The sequence below is a fragment of the Nitrospirillum guaranorum genome (genome assembly GCF_034653275.1).
In the GTDB taxonomy this organism is placed as follows: domain Bacteria; phylum Pseudomonadota; class Alphaproteobacteria; order Azospirillales; family Azospirillaceae; genus Nitrospirillum.
On the sequence record NZ_JAYEES010000003.1, the window covers coordinates 2,516,080 to 2,539,296 of the forward strand.

At 66.7% G+C, this 23,217-nt stretch carries 15 protein-coding genes and 1 pseudogene; 8 read left to right on the forward strand and 8 right to left on the reverse strand.

Annotated elements, in window-relative coordinates:
• The first annotated feature begins 93 nt into the window (after positions 1-93).
• From UAJ10_RS20480 to UAJ10_RS20500, 5 genes are all read left to right on the forward strand, one after another.
• Entirely contained in the window at positions 94-609 is a 516-nt protein-coding gene (locus tag UAJ10_RS20480; RefSeq protein WP_322917073.1) for an RNA polymerase sigma factor, read from the forward strand.
• Positions 609-1,214, forward strand: a complete 606-nt coding sequence (locus UAJ10_RS20485) for a DUF4880 domain-containing protein (RefSeq protein WP_322917074.1) — start codon at positions 609-611, stop codon at positions 1,212-1,214. Before UAJ10_RS20480 ends, UAJ10_RS20485 begins: the two co-directional genes overlap by 1 nt.
• Positions 1,124-1,603, forward strand: a complete 480-nt coding sequence (locus UAJ10_RS20490) for a FecR family protein (RefSeq protein ID WP_322917075.1) — start codon at positions 1,124-1,126, stop codon at positions 1,601-1,603. Before UAJ10_RS20485 ends, UAJ10_RS20490 begins: the two co-directional genes overlap by 91 nt.
• Before the next feature lie 136 nt (positions 1,604-1,739).
• Positions 1,740-4,631 carry a TonB-dependent receptor gene (locus UAJ10_RS20495; RefSeq protein WP_322917076.1) on the forward strand — a complete coding sequence of 964 codons (2,892 nt, stop codon included), beginning with the start codon at positions 1,740-1,742 and terminating at the stop codon, positions 4,629-4,631.
• Positions 4,631-5,986, forward strand: coding sequence for a histidine-type phosphatase (locus UAJ10_RS20500; RefSeq protein WP_322917077.1), 1,356 nt, complete (start codon positions 4,631-4,633; stop codon positions 5,984-5,986). The genes UAJ10_RS20495 and UAJ10_RS20500 overlap by 1 nt, the downstream gene beginning before the upstream one ends.
• Here UAJ10_RS20500 and ettA read toward each other — a convergent pair.
• Positions 5,958-7,634, reverse strand: coding sequence for an energy-dependent translational throttle protein EttA (ettA, locus tag UAJ10_RS20505; protein WP_322917078.1), 1,677 nt, complete (start codon positions 7,632-7,634; stop codon positions 5,958-5,960). The genes UAJ10_RS20500 and ettA overlap by 29 nt on opposite strands.
• Positions 7,635-7,760: 126 nt before the next feature.
• Between ettA and UAJ10_RS20510 the strand changes: the two genes are divergently transcribed.
• Positions 7,761-8,213, forward strand: coding sequence for a YaiI/YqxD family protein (locus tag UAJ10_RS20510; protein ID WP_322917357.1), 453 nt, complete (start codon positions 7,761-7,763; stop codon positions 8,211-8,213).
• 369 nt (positions 8,214-8,582) lie between these two features.
• Here UAJ10_RS20510 and UAJ10_RS20515 read toward each other — a convergent pair.
• Positions 8,583-9,932: pseudogene (locus UAJ10_RS20515) on the reverse strand (calcium-binding protein); the annotation flags it as partial.
• 251 nt (positions 9,933-10,183) lie between these two features.
• On the opposite strand from UAJ10_RS20515, the gene UAJ10_RS20520 reads away from it, so the two are divergent.
• Together UAJ10_RS20520 and UAJ10_RS20525 are read left to right on the forward strand one after the other, a co-directional pair.
• Positions 10,184-10,915, forward strand: coding sequence for a tetratricopeptide repeat protein (locus tag UAJ10_RS20520; protein ID WP_322917079.1), 732 nt, complete (start codon positions 10,184-10,186; stop codon positions 10,913-10,915).
• An 83-nt stretch (positions 10,916-10,998) separates the two neighbouring features.
• Positions 10,999-11,859: a tetratricopeptide repeat protein gene (locus tag UAJ10_RS20525; RefSeq protein WP_322917080.1), complete on the forward strand. Its 861-nt coding sequence runs from the start codon at positions 10,999-11,001 to the stop codon at positions 11,857-11,859.
• Positions 11,860-11,948: 89 nt separating this feature from the next.
• On the opposite strand, the gene rpoC is transcribed toward UAJ10_RS20525, so the two are convergent.
• From rpoC to rplK, 6 genes are all read right to left on the reverse strand, one after another.
• Positions 11,949-16,148 carry a DNA-directed RNA polymerase subunit beta' gene (rpoC, locus tag UAJ10_RS20530; RefSeq protein WP_322917081.1) on the reverse strand — a complete coding sequence of 1,400 codons (4,200 nt, stop codon included), beginning with the start codon at positions 16,146-16,148 and terminating at the stop codon, positions 11,949-11,951.
• A gap of 107 nt (positions 16,149-16,255) precedes the next feature.
• Entirely contained in the window at positions 16,256-20,443 is a 4,188-nt protein-coding gene (gene rpoB, locus UAJ10_RS20535; RefSeq protein ID WP_322917082.1) for a DNA-directed RNA polymerase subunit beta, read from the reverse strand.
• A 313-nt stretch (positions 20,444-20,756) separates the two neighbouring features.
• The gene (gene rplL, locus UAJ10_RS20540) at positions 20,757-21,137 is read right to left on the reverse strand and encodes a 50S ribosomal protein L7/L12 (protein WP_040842378.1); all 381 of its coding nucleotides are present in this window, start codon (positions 21,135-21,137) and stop codon (positions 20,757-20,759) included.
• 54 nt (positions 21,138-21,191) lie between these two features.
• Entirely contained in the window at positions 21,192-21,710 is a 519-nt protein-coding gene (gene rplJ / locus UAJ10_RS20545) for a 50S ribosomal protein L10 (RefSeq protein WP_322917083.1), read from the reverse strand.
• Positions 21,711-22,075: 365 nt separating this feature from the next.
• Positions 22,076-22,783 (reverse strand): 50S ribosomal protein L1, encoded by a 708-nt coding sequence (gene rplA, locus UAJ10_RS20550; protein ID WP_416235386.1) that lies wholly within the window; start codon positions 22,781-22,783, stop codon positions 22,076-22,078.
• Positions 22,780-23,214 (reverse strand): 50S ribosomal protein L11, encoded by a 435-nt coding sequence (rplK, locus tag UAJ10_RS20555; RefSeq protein WP_044562769.1) that lies wholly within the window; start codon positions 23,212-23,214, stop codon positions 22,780-22,782. Before rplK ends, rplA begins: the two co-directional genes overlap by 4 nt.
• Positions 23,215-23,217 lie beyond the last annotated feature (3 nt).

Below are 23,217 nucleotides of genomic sequence, written 5' to 3' on the forward strand. Positions count from 1 at the left end.
CGGGGGCGGTCATGAGAATGTCACGCGCCGGAGGTCGCATATGACGACGGTTGGTGATAGACGCCGCGCCATCGCAGGCCAGAGGCGCACGCCATGACCGAGGATTCGCTTCCAGAACGCACCAGTCTTTACCGGTTCATCATGCGCCGCGTGGGCGATCCCTGGGTCAGCGAGGACCTGGTGCAGGAAACCTTCATCCGCCTGTTCACCTACCGGCTGAAAAGCACGGTGGGCGACAGCGCCGCCCTATGCTTCCGCATCGCCCAGAACCTGGTGCGCGATCATTTCCGCGCCAGCCGCCGGGCGTCCACCGAGGAGTTGGGCGAGGATCTGGCCTGTGACGCGCCCCGGGCGGAAGAGGTGATCATGCATCGTCAGCGCGTCGCCGCCTTTCAACGGGCGCTGGACGCCATGCCGCCCCTGCGCCGCGAGGTCTTCGTCCGCCGCCGCCTGAAGGGGGAAAGCCTGCGCGACATCGCACGGGCGCTGGACATCAGCGAAGCGGCGGCCGAAAAACATGTGGTGCGTGCCTTGGAATGGTTGCACCAGGAAATGTCCCGCAGTGAACGCGCCCGCCCCCGCGCCGCGCGGCAGGAGGAATTGCCGTGATGGCCGAGCGTAGCGATGTCTGGAGCCCCAGCCCGGTGGAGGAGGCGGCCCGCTGGGCCCTGCGCCGTGCCGACGCGCCCCTGACGCCGGAGGAGGAAGCCGCCTTCCAGGCATGGCTGGCGGCCGATCCAGGCCATCGCGACAGCTATCAGGCGCTGCACGCCACCCTGGAAGACCCCGCCCTGACCGAGGCGATGGCTGGCCTGAAGGATGCCCCGCGCGCGGCCCGCCCGCCCGCCCGCCTGCCCCTGCCCCGGGCGATCCCCCAGGCACGGCGCCTGCTGCCAGGCCTGGCCCTGGCGGCCTGCGCCGCGTTGGTGCTGGTCGTTCTCTGGCCCAACATCGACCGCTACATGGCCACGCCGCTGCACTATGAGACGGCCGGCGGCCAAGGCCGCACCGTCACCCTGCCCGATGGCACGGCCCTGAACCTGAACGGCGACACGGTGGTGGAGGCGCGGCTGGGCCACGGCCATCGTTGGCTGACCCTGAGCCGGGGGAAGCCTATTTCGATGTGGCGCACGACAGTGACCGGCCGTTCGAAATCGAGGCCGGCGGCAGGGCCGCCATCACCGTGCTGGGCACCGCCTTCGACATCGACCTGACGCGCGACGTGGTGGAACTGTCGGTCTATCGCGGTCGGGTGCGTTTCACCGCCGCCGGCGCCGGCACGGGCCGGGAACTGACGGCGGGTCAGCGCGCCGCGGTGCACAACGGCCAGCTCCAAACCCTGGCGGACTTCAACCCCGCCGCCGAGGATTGGCGCCAGGGCTGGCTGGAGACGGACGGCATCACCCTGGGGCGGCTGGCGGAGCGGCTGAGCCGCCGCAGCCCCCAGCCCATCGTGCTGACGGACAGCCGCCTGGCGACGCGCCAGATTTCCGGCCGCTTCCGCCTGGACGACCCGGCGCGGCTGCTGACCACGCTGGGCCGGGTGCATGGCTTCACCGTGGACCAGCAGGCCGACCGGCTGCTGCTGGTCCCGGCGGCCTGAGCCCCGCCGGGAGCCCCGGACCGTCCGCGTCTTATAAGCTTCATAAAATTCGATGTCCGGTTTCCAGGCCGCCGGTCGTCTTCCGGCCCGAGGTCGCGCCCACGGGGGGACGCGGCCACGGGATTTGGGGACAAGAATGAAAAACCTGGACACGCCGTTCACCGGCGCCCTGCGCCGCCTGCGCGCCTCGGCCTCCGCCCTGGCCCTGGCCACGGCCGCCATCACCGTCGCGGCGCCGGCCGCCCTGGCGGCGCAAAGCGTGACGCAATTCACCATCGCCGCCGGCGACCTGCGTGCCGCCCTGAACGCCTTCTCCCGCGCCACCGGGATGCAGGTGCTGGCTGACCCCGCGCTGCTGGACGGCAAGCGCACCGGCGGCCTCAATGGCGCCTTCAGCACGCCAGACGCGCTGGGCCGCCTGCTGGCCGGTACCGGCCTGGATTACACGCTGGACGGCGACAGCGTCGTCCTGAAGATGGGGGCCACCAAGGTCGCGAGCGACACCAGCCCGCTGGAGGAGATCATCGTCACCGGCTTCGCCGGCAGCGTCACCCGCGCCCTGGACACCAAGCGCCAGGCGGACAACGTGGTGGACGCCATTTCGGCGGAGGATATCGGCAAGTTCCCCAGCCAGAACGTGGCCGAGGCCATGCAGCACATCCCGGGCGTCACCATCTCCCGCGACCGGGGCGAGGGCCTGTTCGTCCGCATTCGCGGCCTGGGCCCGGATTTCGAGGTCACCACCCTGAACGGCCGCAGCATGGCGGTGAACGAGAACGTGCGGGACAGCGGCCAGTCGGGCCGCAACTTCCGCTTCGACACCCTGCCGTCCGAACTGGTGTCGGGCATCGAGGTGGTGAAAAGCCCCCTGGCCAGCCAGGATGAAGGCGCCATCGGCGGGCTGGTGAACATCCGCACCTTTCGCCCGCTGGAGCTGGGCGACCTGGCCTTCACCGGCTCCGCCAGCGGCAGCTATGCCCAGCTGGCCGACGCCGCCGACCCCCATGTCTCCGGCCTGACCAGCTGGAACAACGACGCCAAGACCTTCGGCGTCCTGCTGGCGGCCGTGTATGACGAGCGCACGGTGCGCCAGGACCGCGTGCTGGGCAGCAACTGGACCCTCTACCCCAACGGCATCGACACCAATGGCGACGGCAAGGCCGACAGCGGCCCGGTGATCGACGCCAGCGGCGTGCGCCCGACGCTGGAGATGCAGCACAGCCGCCGCGTGGGCATGAACGCGGCGGCGCAGTGGGCGCCGAACGATGACCTGGAAATCGGCCTGGACGTGCTGTTCACCCGGCTGAACATGCACTATGACGAGAAGACCTACTCCGCCGACTGGACCATATCCAAGGCGGTGCCGGGCAGCGTGTCCATCCGGGACGGCGCCGTCGTGGCGGCGACCGCCCCGGTCAGCGTGCAGATCGGGCGCGAGGAGTCCGACCTGCTGCACACCAACTACCAGGTGGGGCTGAACGGCAAGTACCGCATCGACGGCTGGACCCTGTCGGCGGACGGCGCCTACAACCGCGCCGACAGCGGCACGCCCACGCCCATCCGCCGCTCGCGCATCCTGGGCTCCGCCGGCCAGGTGAGCTTCAGCATGCCGTCGTCGGACGACGGCGTGCCCAGCCTGAACTACCTGACGGCCGACCTGAACTCCATCACCCTGCTGCCGGGCCGCCGCCTGGAATGGCGCACCGAGAACGCCAAGGACACGGAAGGCGCCATCCAGTTCGACGCGGAACATGACCTGGGCTGGGGCCCCTTCTCCAAAATCCAGATGGGCGCCAAGTATCGCGACCGGGGCCGCGACTATGACCGCCGCGACCTGACCATCACCCAGAACATCGCCGGCCAGTACTTCCCCGCCAGCTACTACGACAGCTTCCCGGTCAGCGGCTTCCTGGCCGACGCCTCCGGCACCCTGCCCCGCACCTGGCTGGTGCCGGACACCAACGCCTTCTACAGCCGCATGGATCCGAACCTGGTGAACCAGCCGCTGACGGCCGCCGATCAGCGCAATTCCTACAAGGTGACGGAAACCATCAGCGCCGGTTACGTCATGACCAGCCTGTCCACCACCCTGTTCGGCCTGCCCTTGCGCGGCGATGCCGGTGTGCGCGTCACCAACACCGACCAGACGTCCAGCGGCAGCGCCACCAGCGGCACCAAGGCCATTCCGGTGCGGTACGAGCGCATCTACACCAACGCCCTGCCCTCGGCCAACCTGGTGCTGGAACTGCGGCCCGACGTGCAGCTGCACCTGGCGGCCTCCAAGGTCATCACCCGGCCGTCGCTATCCAGCCTGGGCCCACAGATCACGCTGAACTCCTCCAACACCATCTTCACCGCCAGCGGCGGCAACCCGCAGCTGCGCCCCTATGAGGCCTGGCAGTACGACGCCTCGGCCGAATGGTACTTCACCCGCAGCAGCGCGCTGATCGCCGACTTCTTCTACAAGGACATCAGCACCTTCACCTTCAACCAGGTGACGCCCCTGGTGGTGGACGGGCAAAGCTATCTGCTGACCGCCCCCGTCAACGGCGGCGGCGCGCATGTCATCGGTGGCGAACTGGCCTATCAGCAGCTGTTCACCTTCCTGCCCGTCCCCTTCGACGGCCTGGGCTTCCTGGCCAACCTCACCATCACCAACTCCGGCGCGACCTACCACGACATCACGACCGGCCGCTTCTTCGAGGCCGACCTGGCCGGCGTAGCCCGCCATAGCTACAACCTGACCGCCTTTTACGAGAAGGGCCCCATCGGCGTGCGCGCCGCCTACAGCTGGACGGGCAACATCCTGAACCAGGTGGGCACCAACGGCCTGTCCTCGGTCAACGACCGGGCCTTCGGCACCCTGGACCTGAACGCCACCTACGCGGTGGACGACCACCTGACCCTGACGGCGGAGGCCATCAACGTCACTGGCTCGGCGCAGAGCCAGTATGTGAACAACGGCCTGTTCGCCACCTACACCGACTTCGGCCGCACCTTCCGGTTCGGCGTGCGGGCGAAGTATTGATGCGCGGCAAGGCCCCGCTGCGGGTGCTGGCGGCGGCGATGCTGCTGCTGGCCCTGCCCGACCGGCCGGGGGCCGCCGGTGCGGCGGACCACCTGGAACGTGTGGTCATCCTGACCCGGCATGGCATCCGGGCCGCCATGTCGACGCCGGCGGACCTGGGGCGTTGGACGGCGGAGCCCTGGCCGGCCTTCGCCGTGCCGCCCGGCCACCTGACGGCCCACGGCTTCCAGGCCGCCGCCCTGTTCGGTGGCTATTACCGGGAGCATTACCGGGCGCTGGGCCTGCTGCCGGCGGGCGACTGCGCCGCCGCCCGGGTGCATGCCAACCTGCCCCAGCGCACAGTGGAAACGGGACGGGCGCTGGCCGAGCAGTTGCTGCCCGACTGCCCCGCCCGGGTCGACACCGCGATGACCAGGGCGGACCCGCTGTTCGACCCGGTGCGGGCGGGGGCCACGCGTCTAGATCCCGACCTGGCCCTAGCCGCCGTGCGCGGGCGCATCGGCGACGCCACGGCCTGGACGGCGGCGCACGCCGACACGGTGGAGGCCTTGCAGCGCCTGCTGCTGAACTGCACGCCCGCGGACTGCCGGGACCAGGTCCAGCCGGGTGGCCGGCTGGCGGGCCGCCGCCTGCTGACCGACGTGCCGTCGGCGCTGGACCGGGGCCAGGGCGATGACTGGCTGGCCCTGCAAAGCCCGCTGGCGACGGCATCAGGCCTGACGGAGAGCCTGATCATGGCCTATGCCGACGGGGCGCCGCTGGCCAGCCTGTTGGGCGGGCGGGTGAACGCCGACGCGCTGAACCGCGCCGGGGCCGCCCATGCCGCCGACCTGGACGCCCGGCTGCGCACGCCCTACATCGCCCGTGTGGGCGCCGGCCCGCTGGCCCGGCACCTGGCCGACCTGCTGGCCGGCGACGGCCCCGCCGTCAGCGTGCTGGTGGGCCATGACGGCACCATCCTGCTGCTGGCCGGCCTGCTGCGTCTGGATTGGGTATTGCCGGGCTATCAGCCCGACCAGGTGCCCCCGGGATCGGCGCTGGTGCTGGAACGCTGGCGCCGGGCGGACGGCCAGACCGTCATCCGCGCCCGCTTCACGGCGCAAAGCCTGGACCAACTGCGCGCCCTGACCCCGCTGACCGAAGCGCAGCCCCCCTGTCGGCACCGGTCTTCATTCCCGGGTGCAGCCAGGCGGGCCCGGCGATGGATTGTCCTCTGGAGCGCTTCCGCCGCGTTGTGGACGACGCCACGCGGGCCGACTGAGCCACCAATGAAAACGGGGAGCGGTCCTGCCGCTCCCCGTTCCCAATTCCACCAACCTCAGCCGCTCAGTTGCGCACCAGCGGGCGGTACTTGATGCGGTGCGGCTGGTCGGCCGCGGCACCCAGGCGGCGCTTGCGGTCGGCTTCGTAGTCCTGATAGTTGCCCTCAAACCAGACCACCTGGCTTTCGCCTTCGAAGGCCAGGATGTGGGTGGCGATGCGGTCCAGGAACCAGCGATCGTGGCTGATGACCACGGCACAGCCGGCAAAGCTGACCAGCGCCTCTTCCAGGGCGCGCAGGGTTTCCACGTCCAGGTCGTTGGTCGGTTCGTCCAGCAGCAGGACGTTGGCGCCGGACTTCAGCATCATGGCCAGGTGCACGCGGTTGCGCTCACCGCCCGACAGCTGCCCCACCTTCTTCTGCTGGTCGGACCCACGGAAGTTGAAGGCGGAGACGTAGGCGCGGCTGGGCATGGACTTCTTGCCCAGCTCGATGATGTCCAGGCCGCCGGAGATCTCTTCCCACACCGTCTTGTTCGGGTTCAGGGCGTCGCGGCTCTGGTCGACATAGCCCAGCTTCACCGTCTCACCCACCTTGAAGGTGCCGGCGTCCGGCTTGTCCTGGTCGGTGATCATGCGGAACAGGGTGGTCTTGCCGGCGCCGTTGGGGCCGATGATGCCCACGATGCCGCCCGGCGGCAGGCGGAAGGACAGGTCGTCGATCAGCAGGCGGTCGCCGAAGCCCTTCCTCAGGTGATCGGCCTCGATGACCACGTTGCCCAGGCGGGGCGGCACGGGGATAACGATCTGCGTGTCGGTGATCGCCTCCTTCGTGCTCTGGGCCAACAATTCCTCGTAGGCCTGGATACGGGCCTTGGACTTGGCCTGGCGGGCGCGCGGGCTCTGCCGCACCCACTCCAGCTCCTGGGCCAGCTGCTTCTGGCGGGCGTCCTCGGTGCGGCCTTCCTGGGCCAGACGCTTTTCCTTCTGCTCCAGCCAGCTGGAGTAGTTGCCCTCGTAGGGGATGCCCGAGCCACGGTCCAGTTCCAGGATCCAGCCGGTGACGTTGTCCAGGAAGTAACGGTCGTGGGTGACCATCACCACCGTGCCCTTGTAGTCGGCCAGGAAGCGCTGCAGCCAAGCCACACTTTCGGCGTCCAGATGGTTGGTCGGTTCGTCCAGCAGCAGCATGTCAGGCTTGGACAGCAGCAGCTTGCACAGCGCCACGCGGCGCTTCTCACCGCCCGACAGCTTGGTCACGTCGGCGTCGCCCGGGGGGCAGCGCAGGGCGTCCATGGCGATGTCCACGGTGCGCTCGATGTCCCAGGCGTCGGCGGCGTCGATCTTCTCCTGCAGCTCCGCCTGCTCGGCGATCAGCGCGTCGAAGTCGGCGTCCGGGTCGGCCATGGCGTTGCTGACCTCGTTGAACCGGTCCAGCAGGCCCTTGGTGGCGCCCAGGGCGTCCATGACGTTTTCCTGGACGTTCTTGTTGGGATCCAGCTGCGGCTCCTGCGGCAGGTAGCCCACGGACACGCCGTCGGCGGCCCAGGCCTCGCCGTTGTAGTCCTTGTCCAGGCCGGCCATGATCTTCAGCAGGGTGGACTTACCCGATCCGTTCACGCCCAGCACGCCGATCTTGGCGCCGGGGTAAAAGCTCAGCCAGATGTTCTCGAACACCTTGCGGCCGCCGGGGTAGACCTTGGTCACACCCTTCATCACATAAACATATTGGTACGACGCCATGGGCTGTCTCTTCACAAAGGGTGGCAACAAGGGCAGGGTCTGAACCCAGCCGGCGACGCCTTTTACCCCACCATCCCACCCGCGCGCAACGCGGGTGGCAAGCATTCGAAAGCCTTAAACCCCATGCTGGAGATCTATGTCGACGCCGACGCCTGCCCCGTGAAAGACGAGGTGTTCAAGGTGGCGGAGCGGTATCAGCTGAAGACCTATCTGGTGTCCAACGGCCCGCTGCGGGTGCCGCCCGGGGGCCTGGTGCAGTTGGTGGTGGTCAGCGACGGGTTCGACGCCGCCGACGACTGGATCGCCACCCATTGCGGCGTGGGCGACATCGTCATCACCGCCGACATCCCCCTGGCCGACCGCAGCCTGAAGGCCGGCAGCCGGGTCATCGGCCCCACAGGCCGCCCCTTCACGCCCCAGTCCATCGGGACGGCCATCGCCACCCGCGCCCTGATGAGCGACCTGCGCGCCATGGGCGTGGTCCAGGGCGGCAACGCACCCATGGCCAAGCGCGACAAGTCGCAGTTCCTGCAGGCGCTGGACCAGGCGGTGAACGCCATAAGAAAAGGGGGCAAGTGACCCCCGGTCCCAATGACCCTGACCGTGGGCGCGCCCCTCAGCCGTGATAGGTGAGGGCGAGGTAACCGAGCCCCCCGCCCCGGAGGTGCCCACCGTCTGGGTGACATGGTTTTGGATGTCGGCCAGGCTAAGTCCCGCCAGGGTCACATAGGTGCTGGCGGTCGTGCCAACCCCGCCGATCAGCGCCTGCAAGGTCGCGCCTTTGAAGCCATCCGCCCCTTCGTCCGCCCCCCAGGTGGCCTGGGACGAGCCGGAATAGCCCCAAATGGTAACTGTATCGCCCGCGTGGAAATTGACGACCGTGCTCCAGGTCGACTGACCATCCTGCGCGTCAATGAAGAAGACGTCGCTGCCGCCGTCCTGACCGGTGGCACCCACCAGGAAGTTGGAGCCACCGCCCCCGTCCAGCACGTTGCTGCCAGCGGAAACCGCCAAGGCATCCTCGCCGGCACCGCCCCGCAGGTAGACGTTGGAGCCTGTCGCCTTGATCGCCACATTGTCGGTGCCGGACCACAGGAACTGGCTCTTTAGATAGTTTACCGGACCCTCATAGGGGGAGAAAGCGCTGGAGGTGCTGGACTGCCCCGTCGTGGTGTCGGTCCAAAGGGCGGCCGGCCGATCAACCGACAACAGATCCGCCGTGTAGGTGGTGCCGTAGCCCGCGGGGTAGGTGCCAATAACCGGGTCGTATCGGGAAAGGTCCTTGAGGCCCGCCGCACCCGCGTCAATACCCAGTTGCAAGGTGCCCAAGCCCGAAACCGCCCCGACGGTCACGACATAGGAATTGCCCGAGCCGGTCACACTGGTGACGGCCCCATCCGCCGTTCCCGTCTTCACCAGCATGAAGTCGTTGATATCGACGCCAGTGACATTATCGTTGAACGTCACCTGGTACTGTGCACTTCCATCGGATGCGGCGCCCAGGGAGGTGATGCTGGATACGAAAGCGGCGTGCCGGGCCGTGGACATCACGGCGGTGGCGGTCACGTCCTGGACACCATCGGACACAACAATTTGGATGGCGTCGGCCGCGCTCCCCACTTCATTCACACGGAAAAGCAATTTTGGCCAGTCAGCGTAGGAAACGACTATGCTGCCGTTGTCTGTCATGACGGGGACTGAGTCGGGATTAAAATACTCAACATTGGGTGTGAGTGTGAGGCGAACGGTGGTGGGTGTCGAACCCGGCAGCGGTGTGATTGAGAACAGCGACGCGAACGTCCCGCCGATTGAGAGTGGAAACATGGTCTGGGATATCGGCGTCACCACCGTGCTCAGTTGGACCATGCCGTCGCTGAACTGCGCGTACTGCACGCCGGACAGGGTGTCGGTGCCACCGTCCGGCGTGGTGATGGTGACCGTGCCTCCCGACCGGGTGATGGTCGCCTGACTCTGCTTGACATCATAGAGGGCGGTGGTCACGGACCCGGTACCGGTGATCGTGTCATCCCCCGCGCCCCCCACCAGCAAGCCGGTGCCGGTGATGACATCGTTGCCGGCGCCACCAACCAGGGTATCCACCCCACCGCCACCGGTCAGCGTGTCGTTACCATTGGCGCCGCTGATATAATCCGCCAGGGCGGTGCCGGTCAGCATGTCATCACCGGATGTGCCGATGATGCGCTTGCCGCCATCCGGCAGAGAAACCGTCGTGATCGTCTCAGTCATCCTCTTCACCACTCTCCGGCTAAGCGTCCCACCAGAGGCGACGCCATCCATATCATTACGTGTAAAACTTCCCCGCAATATTGCATATGGCGGTGCTGCTCGGAAGCTGGACCGGCGTTATAAGCCGGGCACACAGCGGGCCGCCCACATCCAGAACGAGGGGTGCCTGGGTTTGTCACACGTAAATCACAGGCCTCGCACCTCCGTGCCCCCTTCCCGCCCCAATGCCCCCGCAGGCTGCCCCGCAGGCCGCATGGAATCACGCGGCGGGCCTGCCACGGCGGTAACGGAAGGGGTTTGGCATGCATCATTGTTCCTGGCACAAATCCGCCGTGCTGGCGGCCGGCTTGCTTCTTCCCCTGTGCGCCGCCCCGCTGCTGGGCAACGCATGGGCCAACACCCAAAAGGGCGTCGGCGCCTTTCAGCGCAAGGATTACCCTGCTGCCCTGACCGAGCTGGGCCCGGCGGCCGACAAGGGCGATGGCGAGGCGCAAACCTATTTGGGCTGGATGTATGAGAAGGGCTTGGGCGTGCCGGTCGATTATGCCCGCGCCCAGGCCTGGTACACCAAGGCCGCCGCACAGGGCCATGCCCATGCCCTGAACAACCTGGGCTCCCTCTATTATCTGGGCAACGGCGTGCCCAAGGACGCGCCCAAGGGCATCGGCCTGTTCCGCAAGGCGGCCAAGAAGGGCGACGCCCAGGCGCAGATGAACCTGGCCATGATCTATTACATCGGCCATGACGCGCCCAAGGACGATGCCGAGGCCGCCCACTGGGCCCGCGCCGCCGCCCGCCAGGGCGAGGCCCACGCCCAGATCCTGCTGGCCCGCCTGTACGACACCGGCGCCGGCCTGCCGCGCAACCCCGTGCTGGCCTACACCCTGACCGTGCTGTCCGGCGACAACCCCGACGCCCAGGCCCTGCGCACCCGCCTGGAGGGCGAATTGAGCACCGCCCAGAAGGCGGAGGCGCAGACCCTGGCCAAGACCTGGCGCCCGGGGCAGCCGCTGCCGACGGCGACACGGACGTAGAGCGCTGCCATCATCCCGCCTTAGTTGTTGATCACCCTCCTTCCACACGCCTGAGCTTGGGCTGATGGGGAGAGGACGGTGAGATGGGAAACAGACGGACGGGATGGCCGCGCGCGTCGTGCGCCTTGATCGTGGCGGCATGGGCCGCCACCGGACTTGCCATGGCGGCGGGATCGGCCGGTGCCGCGTCGACACAGGCGGACACGCCACCCGCGTCCAGCGTGCCCGCCGCCCCGCCGGGTGCGAAATCCGCCCTGGACCAGGGTATCGCGGCCTTCGAGGCGGGAAAAAAGGTCGAGGCGGTGGCCCTGCTGACGCCGCTGGCGGAGAAAGGTGATGCCGACGCGCAAACCTATCTGGGCTGGATTTATGAAGAACCGCTGGTGACCATCACCGCCACCGGCAGCCAGCCGGCCTTCGTCCCCGACAATACCAAGGCCCGTGCCTGGTATGAGAAGGCCGCGGCCCAGGGCCAGGCCCATGCCCTGAACAACCTGGGCTCACTCTATTTCCTGGGACGGGGGGTGCCGGAAGATCGGGCCAAGGGCATCGAGCTGTTCCAACAGGCGGCCGCCAAGGGCGACATCCAAGCCCAGAACAACCTGACCATGATCTATTACAATGGCGTGGGGACGGCAAAGGACAGCCAGGCGGCGCTGATGTGGTGCGAGCGCGCCGCCATTCAGGGTGACCCCCAGTCCCTGCACTTCCTGGCCGCCCTATCCATCGCGGGTGAGGGCGTGCCCCACGACCCCGCCCAGGCCTATATCCTGATGCTGCTGAGCCCAGACGCCGACGCCGATGCCGCCAAGACACGGACGACGCTGGAACAGCAACTGCCCGCCGCGATCCAGCAGCGCGCCCGTGAGTTGGCCGCCGCGTGGCATCCTGGGATGCCCCTGCCCACCGCCGACCAGACCAAGGGGCGGGCGCACCCTTTGTAAAAGCGGCAAGCGCGGTGACGCCGGAATGAGAAAAGGGCCGCACCCCGGTTGGGATGCGGCCCTTCGCTTTACTCAGACAGTCGATCGCCTCAGGCGGCCGGCTGCTCCGTCGAGACCTCCGACGGCAGGGCCGGATCCTCGCCCGCCTGCAGGGCGGAGAGTTCGCGGTCGCGCTCGGCGGCGATCTGCTTCAGACGGTTCACGACACTGCCGGTACCCGCCGGGATCAGGCGGCCGACGATGACGTTTTCCTTCAGGCCTTCCAGGTTGTCCGACTTGCCCTGGACGGCGGCTTCCGTCAGGACGCGGGTCGTTTCCTGGAACGAGGCGGCCGAGATGAAGGAACGCGTCTGCAGGCTGGCCTTGGTGATGCCCTGCAGCACCGGACGGCCGCGGGCGAACCGCAGACCACCCTCGCCTTCGTCCATGCGGGCCTGAACCTTGCGGTTCTCGGCCTCGAACTCGGCGCGATCGACCTGTTCGGCGATCAGCAGCGTGGTGTCACCCGGCTCGTCGATCTCGACCTTCTGCAGCATCTGGCGAACGATCACCTCGATGTGCTTGTCGTTGATCTTCACGCCCTGCAGACGATAGACGTCCTGGATTTCGTTGGTGAGGTAGGAGGCCAGAGCCTCCACGCCCATGACGGCCAGGATGTCGTGCGGGACGGGGTTGCCGTCCATCAGCAGGTCGCCCTTCTGGACGTAGTCACCCTCCTGCACGGAGATGTGCTTGCCCTTCGGGATCAGGTACTCACGCTGGTTCTCGGCCTCGTCGTTGGGAACGACGACGATGCGGCGCTTCGTCTTGTAGTCCTTGCCGAACTCAACCCGGCCGTCGATGTCCGAGATGATGGCGAAGTCCTTGGGACGACGGGCTTCGAACAGCTCGGCCACGCGCGGCAGACCGCCGGTGATGTCACGCGTCTTGGAGCTTTCACGCGGGATACGGGCCAGCACGTCGCCGGCCTTCACATGCGCGCCGTTCTCCACCGACAGGATGGCGTCCACGCTCAGGTAGTAGCGGGCTTCCACGCCGTTCGGCAGCTTGATGACGTCGCCGTTGGCGTCGCGCAGGGTCACACGGGGGCGGAGATCCGCGCCGCGCGGCTGCTGGCGCCAGTCGACCACGACCTTGGACGAGATGCCGGTGGCCTCGTCGACCACCTCGCGCATGGACACGCCCTCGACCAGGTCGACGTAGTTGGCGACACCCTCCCGCTCGGTGATGATCGGCAGGGTGTAGGGGTCCCACTCCGCCAGGCGATCGCCCTTCTTCACCAGAACGCCGTCCTCGACCAGCAGCTTGTTCAGCTTGGCGCCGTAGGGGACGCGGTGACGGGCGCGCTCGCGGCCCTGGCTGTCGAACAGCGCCAGCTCCACGTTGCGGCCCATGATGACGGGCACGCCCTCGCCGTTCAGAACCATGTTGCGGTTCTTCACGACGACCTTGGCATCAAGGCTGCTGTCCACGGACGACTGCTCGGCACCACGCTGGGCCGCACCGCCGATGTGGAAGGTACGCATCGTCAGCTGCGTGCCGGGCTCGCCGATCGACTGAGCGGCGATGACGCCGACGGCCTCACCGATGTTCACGGTGGTGCCGCGGGCCAGGTCGCGGCCATAGCAGCAACCGCACACGCCCTCGCGGGTTTCGCAAGTCAGCACCGAGCGGATCAGCACGGTGTCGATGCCGGCGCGCTCGATCAGCTCCACGGCCTGCTCGTCGATCAGGCCGGCGGCCGGAACGAGAACCTTGCCGCTCAGCGGATCGACCACGTCGACCGAGGCGCAACGGCCCAGGATGCGCTCCGACAGGGGCGAGATCACCTCGCCGCCGTCGATGACGGCGCGCATGGTCAGGCCCTTGGTCGTGCCGCAATCGTTTTCCACGACGATGGCGTCCTGGGCGACGTCGACCAGACGGCGCGTCAGGTAACCGGAGTTCGCCGTCTTCAAGGCGGTGTCGGCCAAACCCTTACGGGCGCCGTGGGTGGAGTTGAAGTACTCCAGCACGGTCAGGCCTTCCTTGAAGTTGGAAATGATGGGCGTCTCGATGATCTCGCCCGAAGGCTTGGCCATCAGGCCGCGCATGCCGGCCAGCTGCTTGATCTGGGCGGCGGAGCCACGGGCACCGGAGTGCGCCATCATGTACACCGAGTTGACGCCCACGCCAGGGCGGGGCTGCTCGATGACCTTCATCATGGCGCCGGCGACCTTTTCGGTCGTTTCCGACCAGACGTCGACCACCTTGTTGTACTTTTCGCCCTGGGTGATCAGGCCGTCCAGGTACTGCTGCTCGTACTCCTTGACGCGCTCCTGCGCCTCATGGATCAGCGTCTCCTTCTCGGCCGGGATGACCATGTCATCCTTGCCGAAGGAGATGCCCGCGCGGCAGGCGTGGCTGAAGCCCAGCTTCATCAGGCGGTCGGCGAAAATCACCGTCTCCTTCTGACCGCAATGGCGGTAGACGGCGTCGATGATGTTGCCCACGTCCTTCTTGGTCAGCAGCCGGTTGATCATCTGGAAGCTGATCGCCGGGTGGCGCGGCAGGATCTCCGACAGCAGCATGCGGCCGGGGGTGCTCTCCACGCGGGTCACGATGGGGTTACCATCCTGGTCCACGGTGTGGTAGCGGGCCTTCACCTTGGAGTGCAGGGTGACGACCTTGGCCGCGAGCGCCTGCTCGATCTCACCGATGTCGGTGAAGGCCATGCCCTCGCCCACGGAGCCTGGCAGTTCCATCGTGATGTAGTACAGGCCCAGGACGATGTCCTGGCTGGGAACGATGATGGGCTTGCCGTTGGCGGGCGACAGGATGTTGTTGGTCGACATCATCAGGACGCGCGCTTCCAGCTGGGCCTCGAGGCTCAGCGGGACGTGCACGGCCATCTGGTCGCCGTCGAAGTCGGCGTTGAAGGCGGTGCAGACCAGCGGGTGCAGCTGGATGGCCTTGCCTTCGATCAGGGTCGGCTCGAAAGCCTGGATGCCCAGACGGTGCAGCGTGGGCGCCCGGTTCAGCATGACCGGATGCTCGCGGATGACCTCTTCCAGGATGTCCCAGACCTCGGGACGCTCCTTCTCCACCATGCGCTTGGCCGCCTTGATGGTGGAGGCCATGCCGTACAGTTCCAGCTTGGCGTAGATGAAGGGCTTGAACAGCTCCAGCGCCATCTTCTTGGGCAGGCCGCACTGGTGCAGCTTCAGCTCGGGGCCCACCACGATGACCGAACGGCCGGAGTAGTCGACGCGCTTGCCCAGCAGGTTCTGACGGAAGCGGCCCTGCTTGCCCTTCAGCATGTCGCTGATGGACTTCAGCGGGCGCTTGTTGGCGCCGGTGATGACGCGGCCGCGGCGGCCGTTGTCGAACAGGGCGTCGACGGCCTCCTGCAGCATGCGCTTCTCGTTGCGCACGATGATGTCGGGCGCGCGCAGCTCAATCAGCCGCTTCAGGCGGTTGTTACGGTTGATGACGCGGCGGTACAGGTCGTTCAGGTCGGACGTGGCGAAACGGCCGCCGTCCAGGGGGACCAGCGGGCGCAGTTCCGGCGGAATGACCGGGACGACGTCCAGGATCATCCATTCCGGCCGCGAGCCGGACTCCAGGAAAGCCTCGATCAGCTTCAGGCGCTTCACCAGCTTCTTGCGCTTGGCCTCGCTGGAGGTCTCCTTGAGCTCCTCGCGGACGGTCTTCATCTCCTCTTCCATGTCGATGGCGGAGAGAAGGACCTTGATGGCCTCGGCGCCGATGGACGCGGTGAAGGCGTCCTCGCCGTACTCGTCCTGGGCCTGGATGTACTCCTCCTCCGACAGAAGCTGGTGCAGCTTCAGCGGGGTCAGGCCGGGCTCGGTGACGACGTAGTTCTCGAAGTACAGGACCCGCTCCAGATCCTTCAGCGTCATGTCCATGAGCAGGCCGATGCGGCTCGGCAGGCTCTTCAGGAACCAGATGTGCGCGACGGGGGAGGCCAGCTCGATGTGGCCCATGCGCTCGCGCCGGACCTTGGCCAGCGTCACTTCGACGCCGCACTTCTCGCAGATGATGCCGCGGTACTTCATGCGCTTGTACTTGCCGCACAAGCACTCGTAGTCCTTGATCGGGCCGAAGATGCGGGCGCAGAACAGGCCGTCGCGCTCCGGCTTGAAGGTCCGATAGTTGATGGTCTCGGGCTTCTTGATCTCGCCGAACGACCACGACCGGATGCGCTCCGGGCTGGCGATCGAGATGCGGATCTGATCGAAGCTCTGCGGCCCCTGCACCTGGCCGATAATGTTCATCAACTCATTCATAAGCCGTCTCCCCTGGGAAGGGCTGGGAATTCAATTGGCTGCGAACCGGGACGGACGAGCGCCCCCGGGGGAATCCCCCGAGGGCGCCGCCCAAGCTCAACCGGTGATCAGTAGGACCGCTCGTTCAGCTCGACGTTCAGGCCCAGGGACCGCAGTTCCTTGACCAGCACGTTGAAGCTTTCCGGAATGCCGGCCTCGAAGTTGTCGTCACCGCGGACGATCGCCTCGTAGACCTTGGTGCGGCCGGACACGTCGTCCGACTTCACCGTCAGCATTTCCTGCAGCGTGTAGGCGGCGCCGTAAGCTTCCAGCGCCCAGACCTCCATTTCACCGAAGCGCTGGCCACCGAACTGGGCCTTGCCGCCCAGAGGCTGCTGGGTGACCAGGCTGTACGGGCCGATGGAGCGCGCGTGGATCTTGTCGTCCACCAGGTGGTGCAGCTTCAGCATGTAGATGTAGCCGACGGTGACCTTGCGATCGAACGCCTCGCCGGTACGGCCGTCGGTCAGCACCATCTGGCCCGAGCTGTCGATGCCGGCTTCCGTCAGCATGCGGACGATGTCGTCCTCCCGCGCGCCGTCAAAGACGGGGGTGGCGAACGGGATGCCGCGGCGCAGGTTGCCGGCCAGCTCAAGCACCTCACCATCGGTCAGGTCGCTCACCTCCTCGGTGTAAGCGGCCTCGCCGTAGATGTGCTTCATACGGCCCTTGATGTTCTCAAGGACGGGGGCCTTGGCCTCCGGCTCGGCATGGCGCATCTGGTCCAGCATCTGGCCGATCTGCTTGCCGAGGTTGGCCGACGCCCAGCCCAGATGGGTCTCCAGGATCTGACCGACGTTCATGCGCGAGGGCACGCCCAGCGGGTTCAGAACGATGTCGACCGCCTGGCCGTCGGCCAGGTAGGGCATGTCCTCGATGGGCAGGATGCGGCTGATCACACCCTTGTTGCCGTGACGGCCGGCCATCTTGTCGCCGGGCTGCAGCTTGCGCTTCACCGCCACGAAGACCTTGACCATCTTCATGACGCCGGGCGGCAGCTCGTCGCCGCGCTGCAGCTTCTCGACCTTGTTCTCGAACCGCTCCTGCAGCTTCTGGATGCTCTCGTCGAACACCCGGCCGTAGGCCTCCACATTCTCCATGATCTGGTCGTTGGCGACCGCGATCTGGCGCCACTGGCCGCGCGACAGGCCGGACAGCAGCTCTTCGGTGATGACCTCGCCCGACTTGATGCCGCGCGGGGCGGACAGGACGGACTGGCCGACCAGGGTTTCCTTCAGGCGGGTGTAGAAGCTGCGCTCCAGGATCCCCTTCTCGTCGTCGCGGTCCTTGGCCAGCTTCTCGATCTCGGCCCGCTCGATCGCCAGCGCGCGCTCGTCCTTGTCGACGCCGCGGCGGGAGAAGACGCGGACCTCGACCACCGTGCCGGTGACGCCCGGCGGCAGGCGCATGGACGTGTCGCGCACGTCGCTGGCCTTTTCACCGAAGATGGCGCGCAGCAGCTTCTCTTCCGGGGTCATCGGGCTTTCGCCCTTCGGCGTCACCTTGCCGACCAGGATGTCGCCCGGCTTCACCTCGGCACCGATGTAGACGATGCCCGCCTCGTCGAGGTTCTTCAGAGCCTCTTCGCCGACGTTGGGGATGTCGCGGGTGATTTCTTCCTGGCCCAGCTTGGTGTCGCGGGCCATGACCTCGAACTCCTCGATATGGATCGAGGTGAAGACGTCATCGCGCACGATGCGCTCGGAGATCAGGATCGAGTCTTCGAAGTTGTAGCCGTTCCAGGGCATGAACGCGACCAGCACGTTACGGCCCAGGGCCAGCTCGCCCAGGTCGGTCGAGGGACCGTCGGCGATGATGTCGCCCTTCTCCACCCGGTCGCCAACCTTCACCAGCGGACGCTGGTTGATGCAGGTGTTCTGGTTGGAGCGCTGGAACTTCAGCAGGTTGTAGATGTCGACGCCGGGGGCCGCCGCGTCGGTGTCGCCGGTGGCGCGCACGACGATGCGGGTGGCGTCGATCTGGTCGATCACGCCGGCGCGGCGGGCGGCGATGGCGACACCCGAATCACGGGCGACCGTCGCTTCCATGCCGGTGCCGACCAGGGGCGAGTCCGCCTTGATCAGCGGCACGGCCTGACGCTGCATGTTCGAGCCCATCAGCGCGCGGTTGGCGTCGTCGTTCTCCAGGAACGGAATCAGCGCCGCGGCGACGGACACCAGCTGCTTCGGCGACACGTCGATCAGGTCGATCATGTCCGAGCGGGTCATCATGTACTCGCCGCCCTTGCGGCAGCTGATGAGCTCGTCCACGAACCGGTTGTCGGCGTCCAGCGTGGCGTTGGCCTGCGCCACCATATAGCGGCCTTCCTCCATGGCGGAGAGATAGACCACCTCGTTGGTGACGCGCTTGTCCACCACCTTGCGGTAGGGGCTCTCGATGAAGCCGTACTGGTTCACGCGGGCATATGTGGCCAGCGAGTTGATCAGACCGATGTTCGGACCTTCGGGGGTCTCAATCGGGCAGATGCGGCCGTAGTGGGTCGGGTGCACGTCGCGGACTTCGAAGCCCGCGCGCTCACGGGTCAGACCGCCCGGCCCCAGGGCCGAGAGACGACGCTTGTGGGTGATTTCCGACAGCGGGTTGGTCTGGTCCATGAACTGCGACAGCTGCGAGGAGCCGAAGAACTCACGCACCGCGGCCGCGGCCGGCTTGGCGTTGATCAGGTCGTGCGGCATGACCGTGTCGATCTCCACCGAGCTCATGCGCTCGCGGATCGCACGCTCCATGCGCAGCAGGCCGACGCGGTATTGGTTCTCCATCAGCTCGCCGACGGAGCGGACGCGACGGTTGCCCAGGTGGTCGATGTCGTCGATCTCGCCGCGGCCGTCCTTCAGCTCGACCAGGAGCTTGAGGATGGCCAGGATGTCGTCCTTGCGCAGGACGCGCATCTGGTCGTCGGTCTGGAAGCCCAGGCGCGCGTTCATCTTCACGCGGCCCACGGCCGACAGGTCATAGCGCTCGCTGTCGAAGAACAGGCCGCTGAACAGCGCTTCCGCGCTTTCCAGCGTCGGCGGCTCGCCCGGGCGCATGACGCGGTAGATGTCGATCAGCGCGTCCTCACGGCTGGCGTTACGGTCCGCCGCCATGGTGTTGCGGATGTAGGCGCCGACGTTCAGGTGGTCGATGGCCAGGACCGGCACCTCGTCCACGCCGAACTTCTCCAGCTTCTCCAGGGCGGCGGTGGTGATCTCGTCACCCGCCTCGAAGATCACTTCGCCGGTCAGCTCGTTGATGATGTCGATGGCGAGGTAGCGGCCGGCCAGCTCCTCGGTCGGCACCTTCACCTCTTCCAGGCCACCCTCCTGCAGCTTCTTCAGCACGCGGGGGGTCATCTTGGTCTCGCGCTGCAGCAGGACCTCGCCCGTGCGGGCGTCGATCAGGTCGGAGGCCAGCTTCACGCCCTTCATGCGCTCGGCGACGAAGGGGGTCTTCCAGCCGTCGCCGGCGCGGGAGTAGGTGATGGTGTCGTAGAAGGCGGAGAGCATCTCCTCCTTCGACATGCCCTGGGCCTCATAGGGGGCCAGCCCCTGGCCGGCCTTGGCGCGCTGGGCCCGCAGCTGCTGCGTCTCAGCGCCGTCCAGCGCGAACAGCAGGGTGGTGGCGGGCAGCTTGCGGCGACGGTCGATGCGGACGTACACGAGGTCCTTGGCGTCGAACTCGAAGTCCAGCCAGGAGCCGCGGTAGGGGATCACGCGGGCGGCGAACAGGTACTTGCCCGAGGAATGGGTCTTGCCCTTGTCATGGTCGAAGAACACGCCCGGCGACCGGTGCATCTGGCTGACGATGACGCGCTCGGTGCCGTTGATGACGAAGGTGCCGTTGGCCGTCATCAGGGGCATGTCGCCCATGTAGACGTCCTGTTCCTTGATGTCGCGGATGGACTTCAGGCCGGTGTCCTCGTCCATGTCGAAGACGGTTAGGCGCAGAGTCACCTTCAGGGGCGCGGCGAAGGTCATGCCGCGCTGCTGGCATTCCTCGACATCGTACTTGGGCTGTTCAAGCTCGTACTTAACGAAGTCGAGCACGGCACGGTCGGAAAAGTCCTTGATCGGGAAGACCGACTTGAACACTTCCTGAAGGCCCAGATTGGCGCGCTTCTCGGGCGCCGTGTCCATCTGAAGGAAGTGGTCGTAGGAACTCCGTTGAACCTCGATGAGGTTCGGCATGCGGGTCACTTCGGGGATGCGTCCGAAGCTCTTACGAATACGCTTACGTCCCGTGAACGACTTGGCCATGAAATGCGCCTCTCGTGAACTAGGCCCGGGTCAACTGCGCCGGCCGATTTGGATGCGACGGCAAGCGAAACAAACACAAATAGGCGCGTCCGGCCCCGCCCCCTCCGGGAGCGGCCGCCGTCCGGCGCCAAACACTCACACTGCCCTTCCCGCCCCAAATTCCATCGCGGAACCTTCCTCGGGAAGAAACTGGAGGATCACCATACGACATCCCCCAGAAAAAGGCGACAGCGCCGGGCGGCGGTCCCCCATATGGGGAGTGCCGCCGTCCAGCGCCATCTTTTTTTCAGAAACGCCCACAGGGGATCGTTTCTTACTTCACCTCGACCTTCGCGCCGGCGTCTTCCAGCTGCTTCTTAATCTTAGCAGCTTCGTCCTTCGTGGCGCCTTCCTTCACGGTCTTCGGCGCACCCTCGACCAGGTCCTTGGCCTCCTTCAGGCCCAGGCTGGTGATGGCACGGATTTCCTTAATCACGTTGATCTTCTTGTCGCCGGCGTCGGCGAGGATCACGGTGAATTCGGTCTGCTCTTCGGCGGGAGCGGCGGCTTCAGCGGCCGGGCCGGCAACGGCGGCAACGGCGACGGGAGCAGCGGCGGAAACGCCCCACTTCTCTTCCAGCAGCTTCGACAGCTCGGCGGCCTCGATGACGGTCAGAGCGGACAGCTCTTCAACCAGCTTTTCCAGCTTGGACATGGATGTTCTCCTAAATCAGGTCTTGTCTTGAGATTTACGAAAAGTACGCGAGGCTCAGGCCGCCTCGCCCTTCTTGGCATAAGCCGACAGCACGCGCGCCACCTGGCCGCCCGGAGCCTGCAGCACACCGGCGATGCGGGTGGCGGGCGTCTGGAGCATGCCGAGCAGGCGACCACGCAGTTCTTCCAGGGACGGGAGCTTCGAGAGAGCCTCGATGCCCTTGTCGTCCAGGACGGTACCGCCCATGCCGCCGCCAATGATCTTGAACTTGTCATTGGCCTTGGCATAAGCGATCGCAACCTTGGCCGCCGCGACCGGATCGCTCGAGTAAGCGATGGCGGTCACGCCGACGAACAGGTCGTCCAGCTTTTCGAACTGGGTGCCCTTCAGGGCGATACGGGCGAGCCGGTTCTTGGTCACCTTGAAGCTCGCGCCAGCGGCCCGCATCTTGCGGCGCAGGTCCGTCACCTCGGCGACCGTCATGCCCGACTGGCGGGTCACGACGACCAGGGAGGTGGCGGAGAGCGCCTGATGCAGAGCCGCGATAGTCGCTTGCTTTTCTGTGCGATCCACGGTTCGCCTCCTAACAACTGGGACAGACGGGCGGGTAACGCCCTTCTTCCCGGTCCAAATGTAGCTTCGGCCTCCACCCACGAATGGGCTTCACCCGAAACCGGTGAACCTGCCCCAGAAGCGACAAGCCATCCAATCCAAGCGGGCGGGGGAACCCGTCCACCTGTAAAACGCTTGCTACTCCCGTCTATGCCGGCATTCATTAAGCCGCCCCGGTCGTCACGCCCCCGAAGGGATGATCGGCCCCGGCTTGGCGCCCGCAGTCTTGGACAGGGTTGAAGGAACGGATCGCTCCGGCCCTCCGCCGACCTCGCCGTTCGCCCCCCGGAGGGAACGGACGGCTTGGACGGAAACTCTCTTCAGCCTTAGGCCGAGATCGACGCGACCAGGGCGGCGACGTCGAGCTTCAGACCCGGGCCCATGGAGGAGCTCAGGCTGACCTTCTCGATGTAGGTGCCCTTGGCGCCCGTCGGCTTGGCGCGGTTGATGGCGCCGACGAAGGCCTTGATGTTCTCGGCCAGGGCTTCCTGGCTGAAGCTGGCCTTGCCCACGCCGGCATGCACGATGCCGGTCTTCTCGGCGCGGAACTCGACCGAGCCGCCCTTGGCGGACTTCACGGCTTCGCCCACGTTCATCGTCACGGTGCCCAGCTTCGGGTTCGGCATCAGGCCGCGCGGGCCCAGCACCTTACCCAGACGACCCACCAGGGCCATCATGTCCGGGGTGGCGATGCAGCGGTCGAAGTTCATCTCGCCCGCCTGGATCTTCTCGGCCAGGTCTTCCGCACCCACCAGCTCGGCGCCGGCGGCCAGGGCTTCGTCAGCCTTGGCGCCACGGGCGAACACGGCGACGCGAACGGTCTTGCCGGTGCCGTTGGGCAGCTGGACCATGCCGCGGACCATCTGGTCGGCATGACGCGGGTCGATGCCCAGGTTCATGGCGATCTCGACGGTCTCGTCGAACTTGGCGGTGGCGTTGCCCTTCACCGACTGGACGGCCTCGTCCAGGGCGTAGAACTTGTTCCGGTCGACGGTGGCGTTAGCCTTCTTGAGACGCTTGCCGGCCATGATCAATCCTCCACCACTTCCAGGCCCATGGAACGGGCCGAGCCGACCAGCATGCTGGCAGCCGCCTCGATGTCGTTCGCGTTCAGGTCCGGCATCTTCGTCTTGGCGATTTCGCGGATCTGCGACATCTTCACCTTGCCCACCGGGGCGCCCTTGCCCACCTGGACGGCGCCCTTGGTGATGCCGGCGGCCTTCTTCAGGAAGTAGGTGTTCGGCGGGGTCTTGGTGACGAACGTGAAGGTGCGGTCACCGTAGGCGGTGATCACGACCGGGATGGGCATGCCCTGCTCCAGGTCGGCCGTCTTCGCGTTGAAGGCCTTCACGAATTCCATGATGTTCAGGCCGCGCTGACCCAGGGCCGGACCGATGGGCGGCGACGGGTTGGCCTTGCCGGCCGGCACCTGCAACTTGATATAACCGACGATCTTCTTCGCCATGAT

Coding starts and splice junctions, on each gene's coding strand:
- UAJ10_RS20485 (WP_322917074.1), top strand. CDS start 609: ATGGCCGAGCGTAGCGATGTCTGGAGCCCCAGCCCGGTGGAGGAGGCG.
- rplK (WP_044562769.1), bottom strand. CDS start 23,214: ATGGCGAAGAAGATCGTCGGTTATATCAAGTTGCAGGTGCCGGCCGGC.
- UAJ10_RS20500 (WP_322917077.1), top strand. CDS start 4,631: ATGCGCGGCAAGGCCCCGCTGCGGGTGCTGGCGGCGGCGATGCTGCTG.
- rpoC (WP_322917081.1), bottom strand. CDS start 16,148: ATGAATGAGTTGATGAACATTATCGGCCAGGTGCAGGGGCCGCAGAGC.
- rpoB (WP_322917082.1), bottom strand. CDS start 20,443: ATGGCCAAGTCGTTCACGGGACGTAAGCGTATTCGTAAGAGCTTCGGA.
- UAJ10_RS20495 (WP_322917076.1), top strand. CDS start 1,740: ATGAAAAACCTGGACACGCCGTTCACCGGCGCCCTGCGCCGCCTGCGC.
- UAJ10_RS20480 (WP_322917073.1), top strand. CDS start 94: ATGACCGAGGATTCGCTTCCAGAACGCACCAGTCTTTACCGGTTCATC.
- ettA (WP_322917078.1), bottom strand. CDS start 7,634: ATGGCGTCGTACCAATATGTTTATGTGATGAAGGGTGTGACCAAGGTC.
- UAJ10_RS20520 (WP_322917079.1), top strand. CDS start 10,184: ATGCATCATTGTTCCTGGCACAAATCCGCCGTGCTGGCGGCCGGCTTG.
- UAJ10_RS20525 (WP_322917080.1), top strand. CDS start 10,999: ATGGGAAACAGACGGACGGGATGGCCGCGCGCGTCGTGCGCCTTGATC.
- rplL (WP_040842378.1), bottom strand. CDS start 21,137: ATGTCCAAGCTGGAAAAGCTGGTTGAAGAGCTGTCCGCTCTGACCGTC.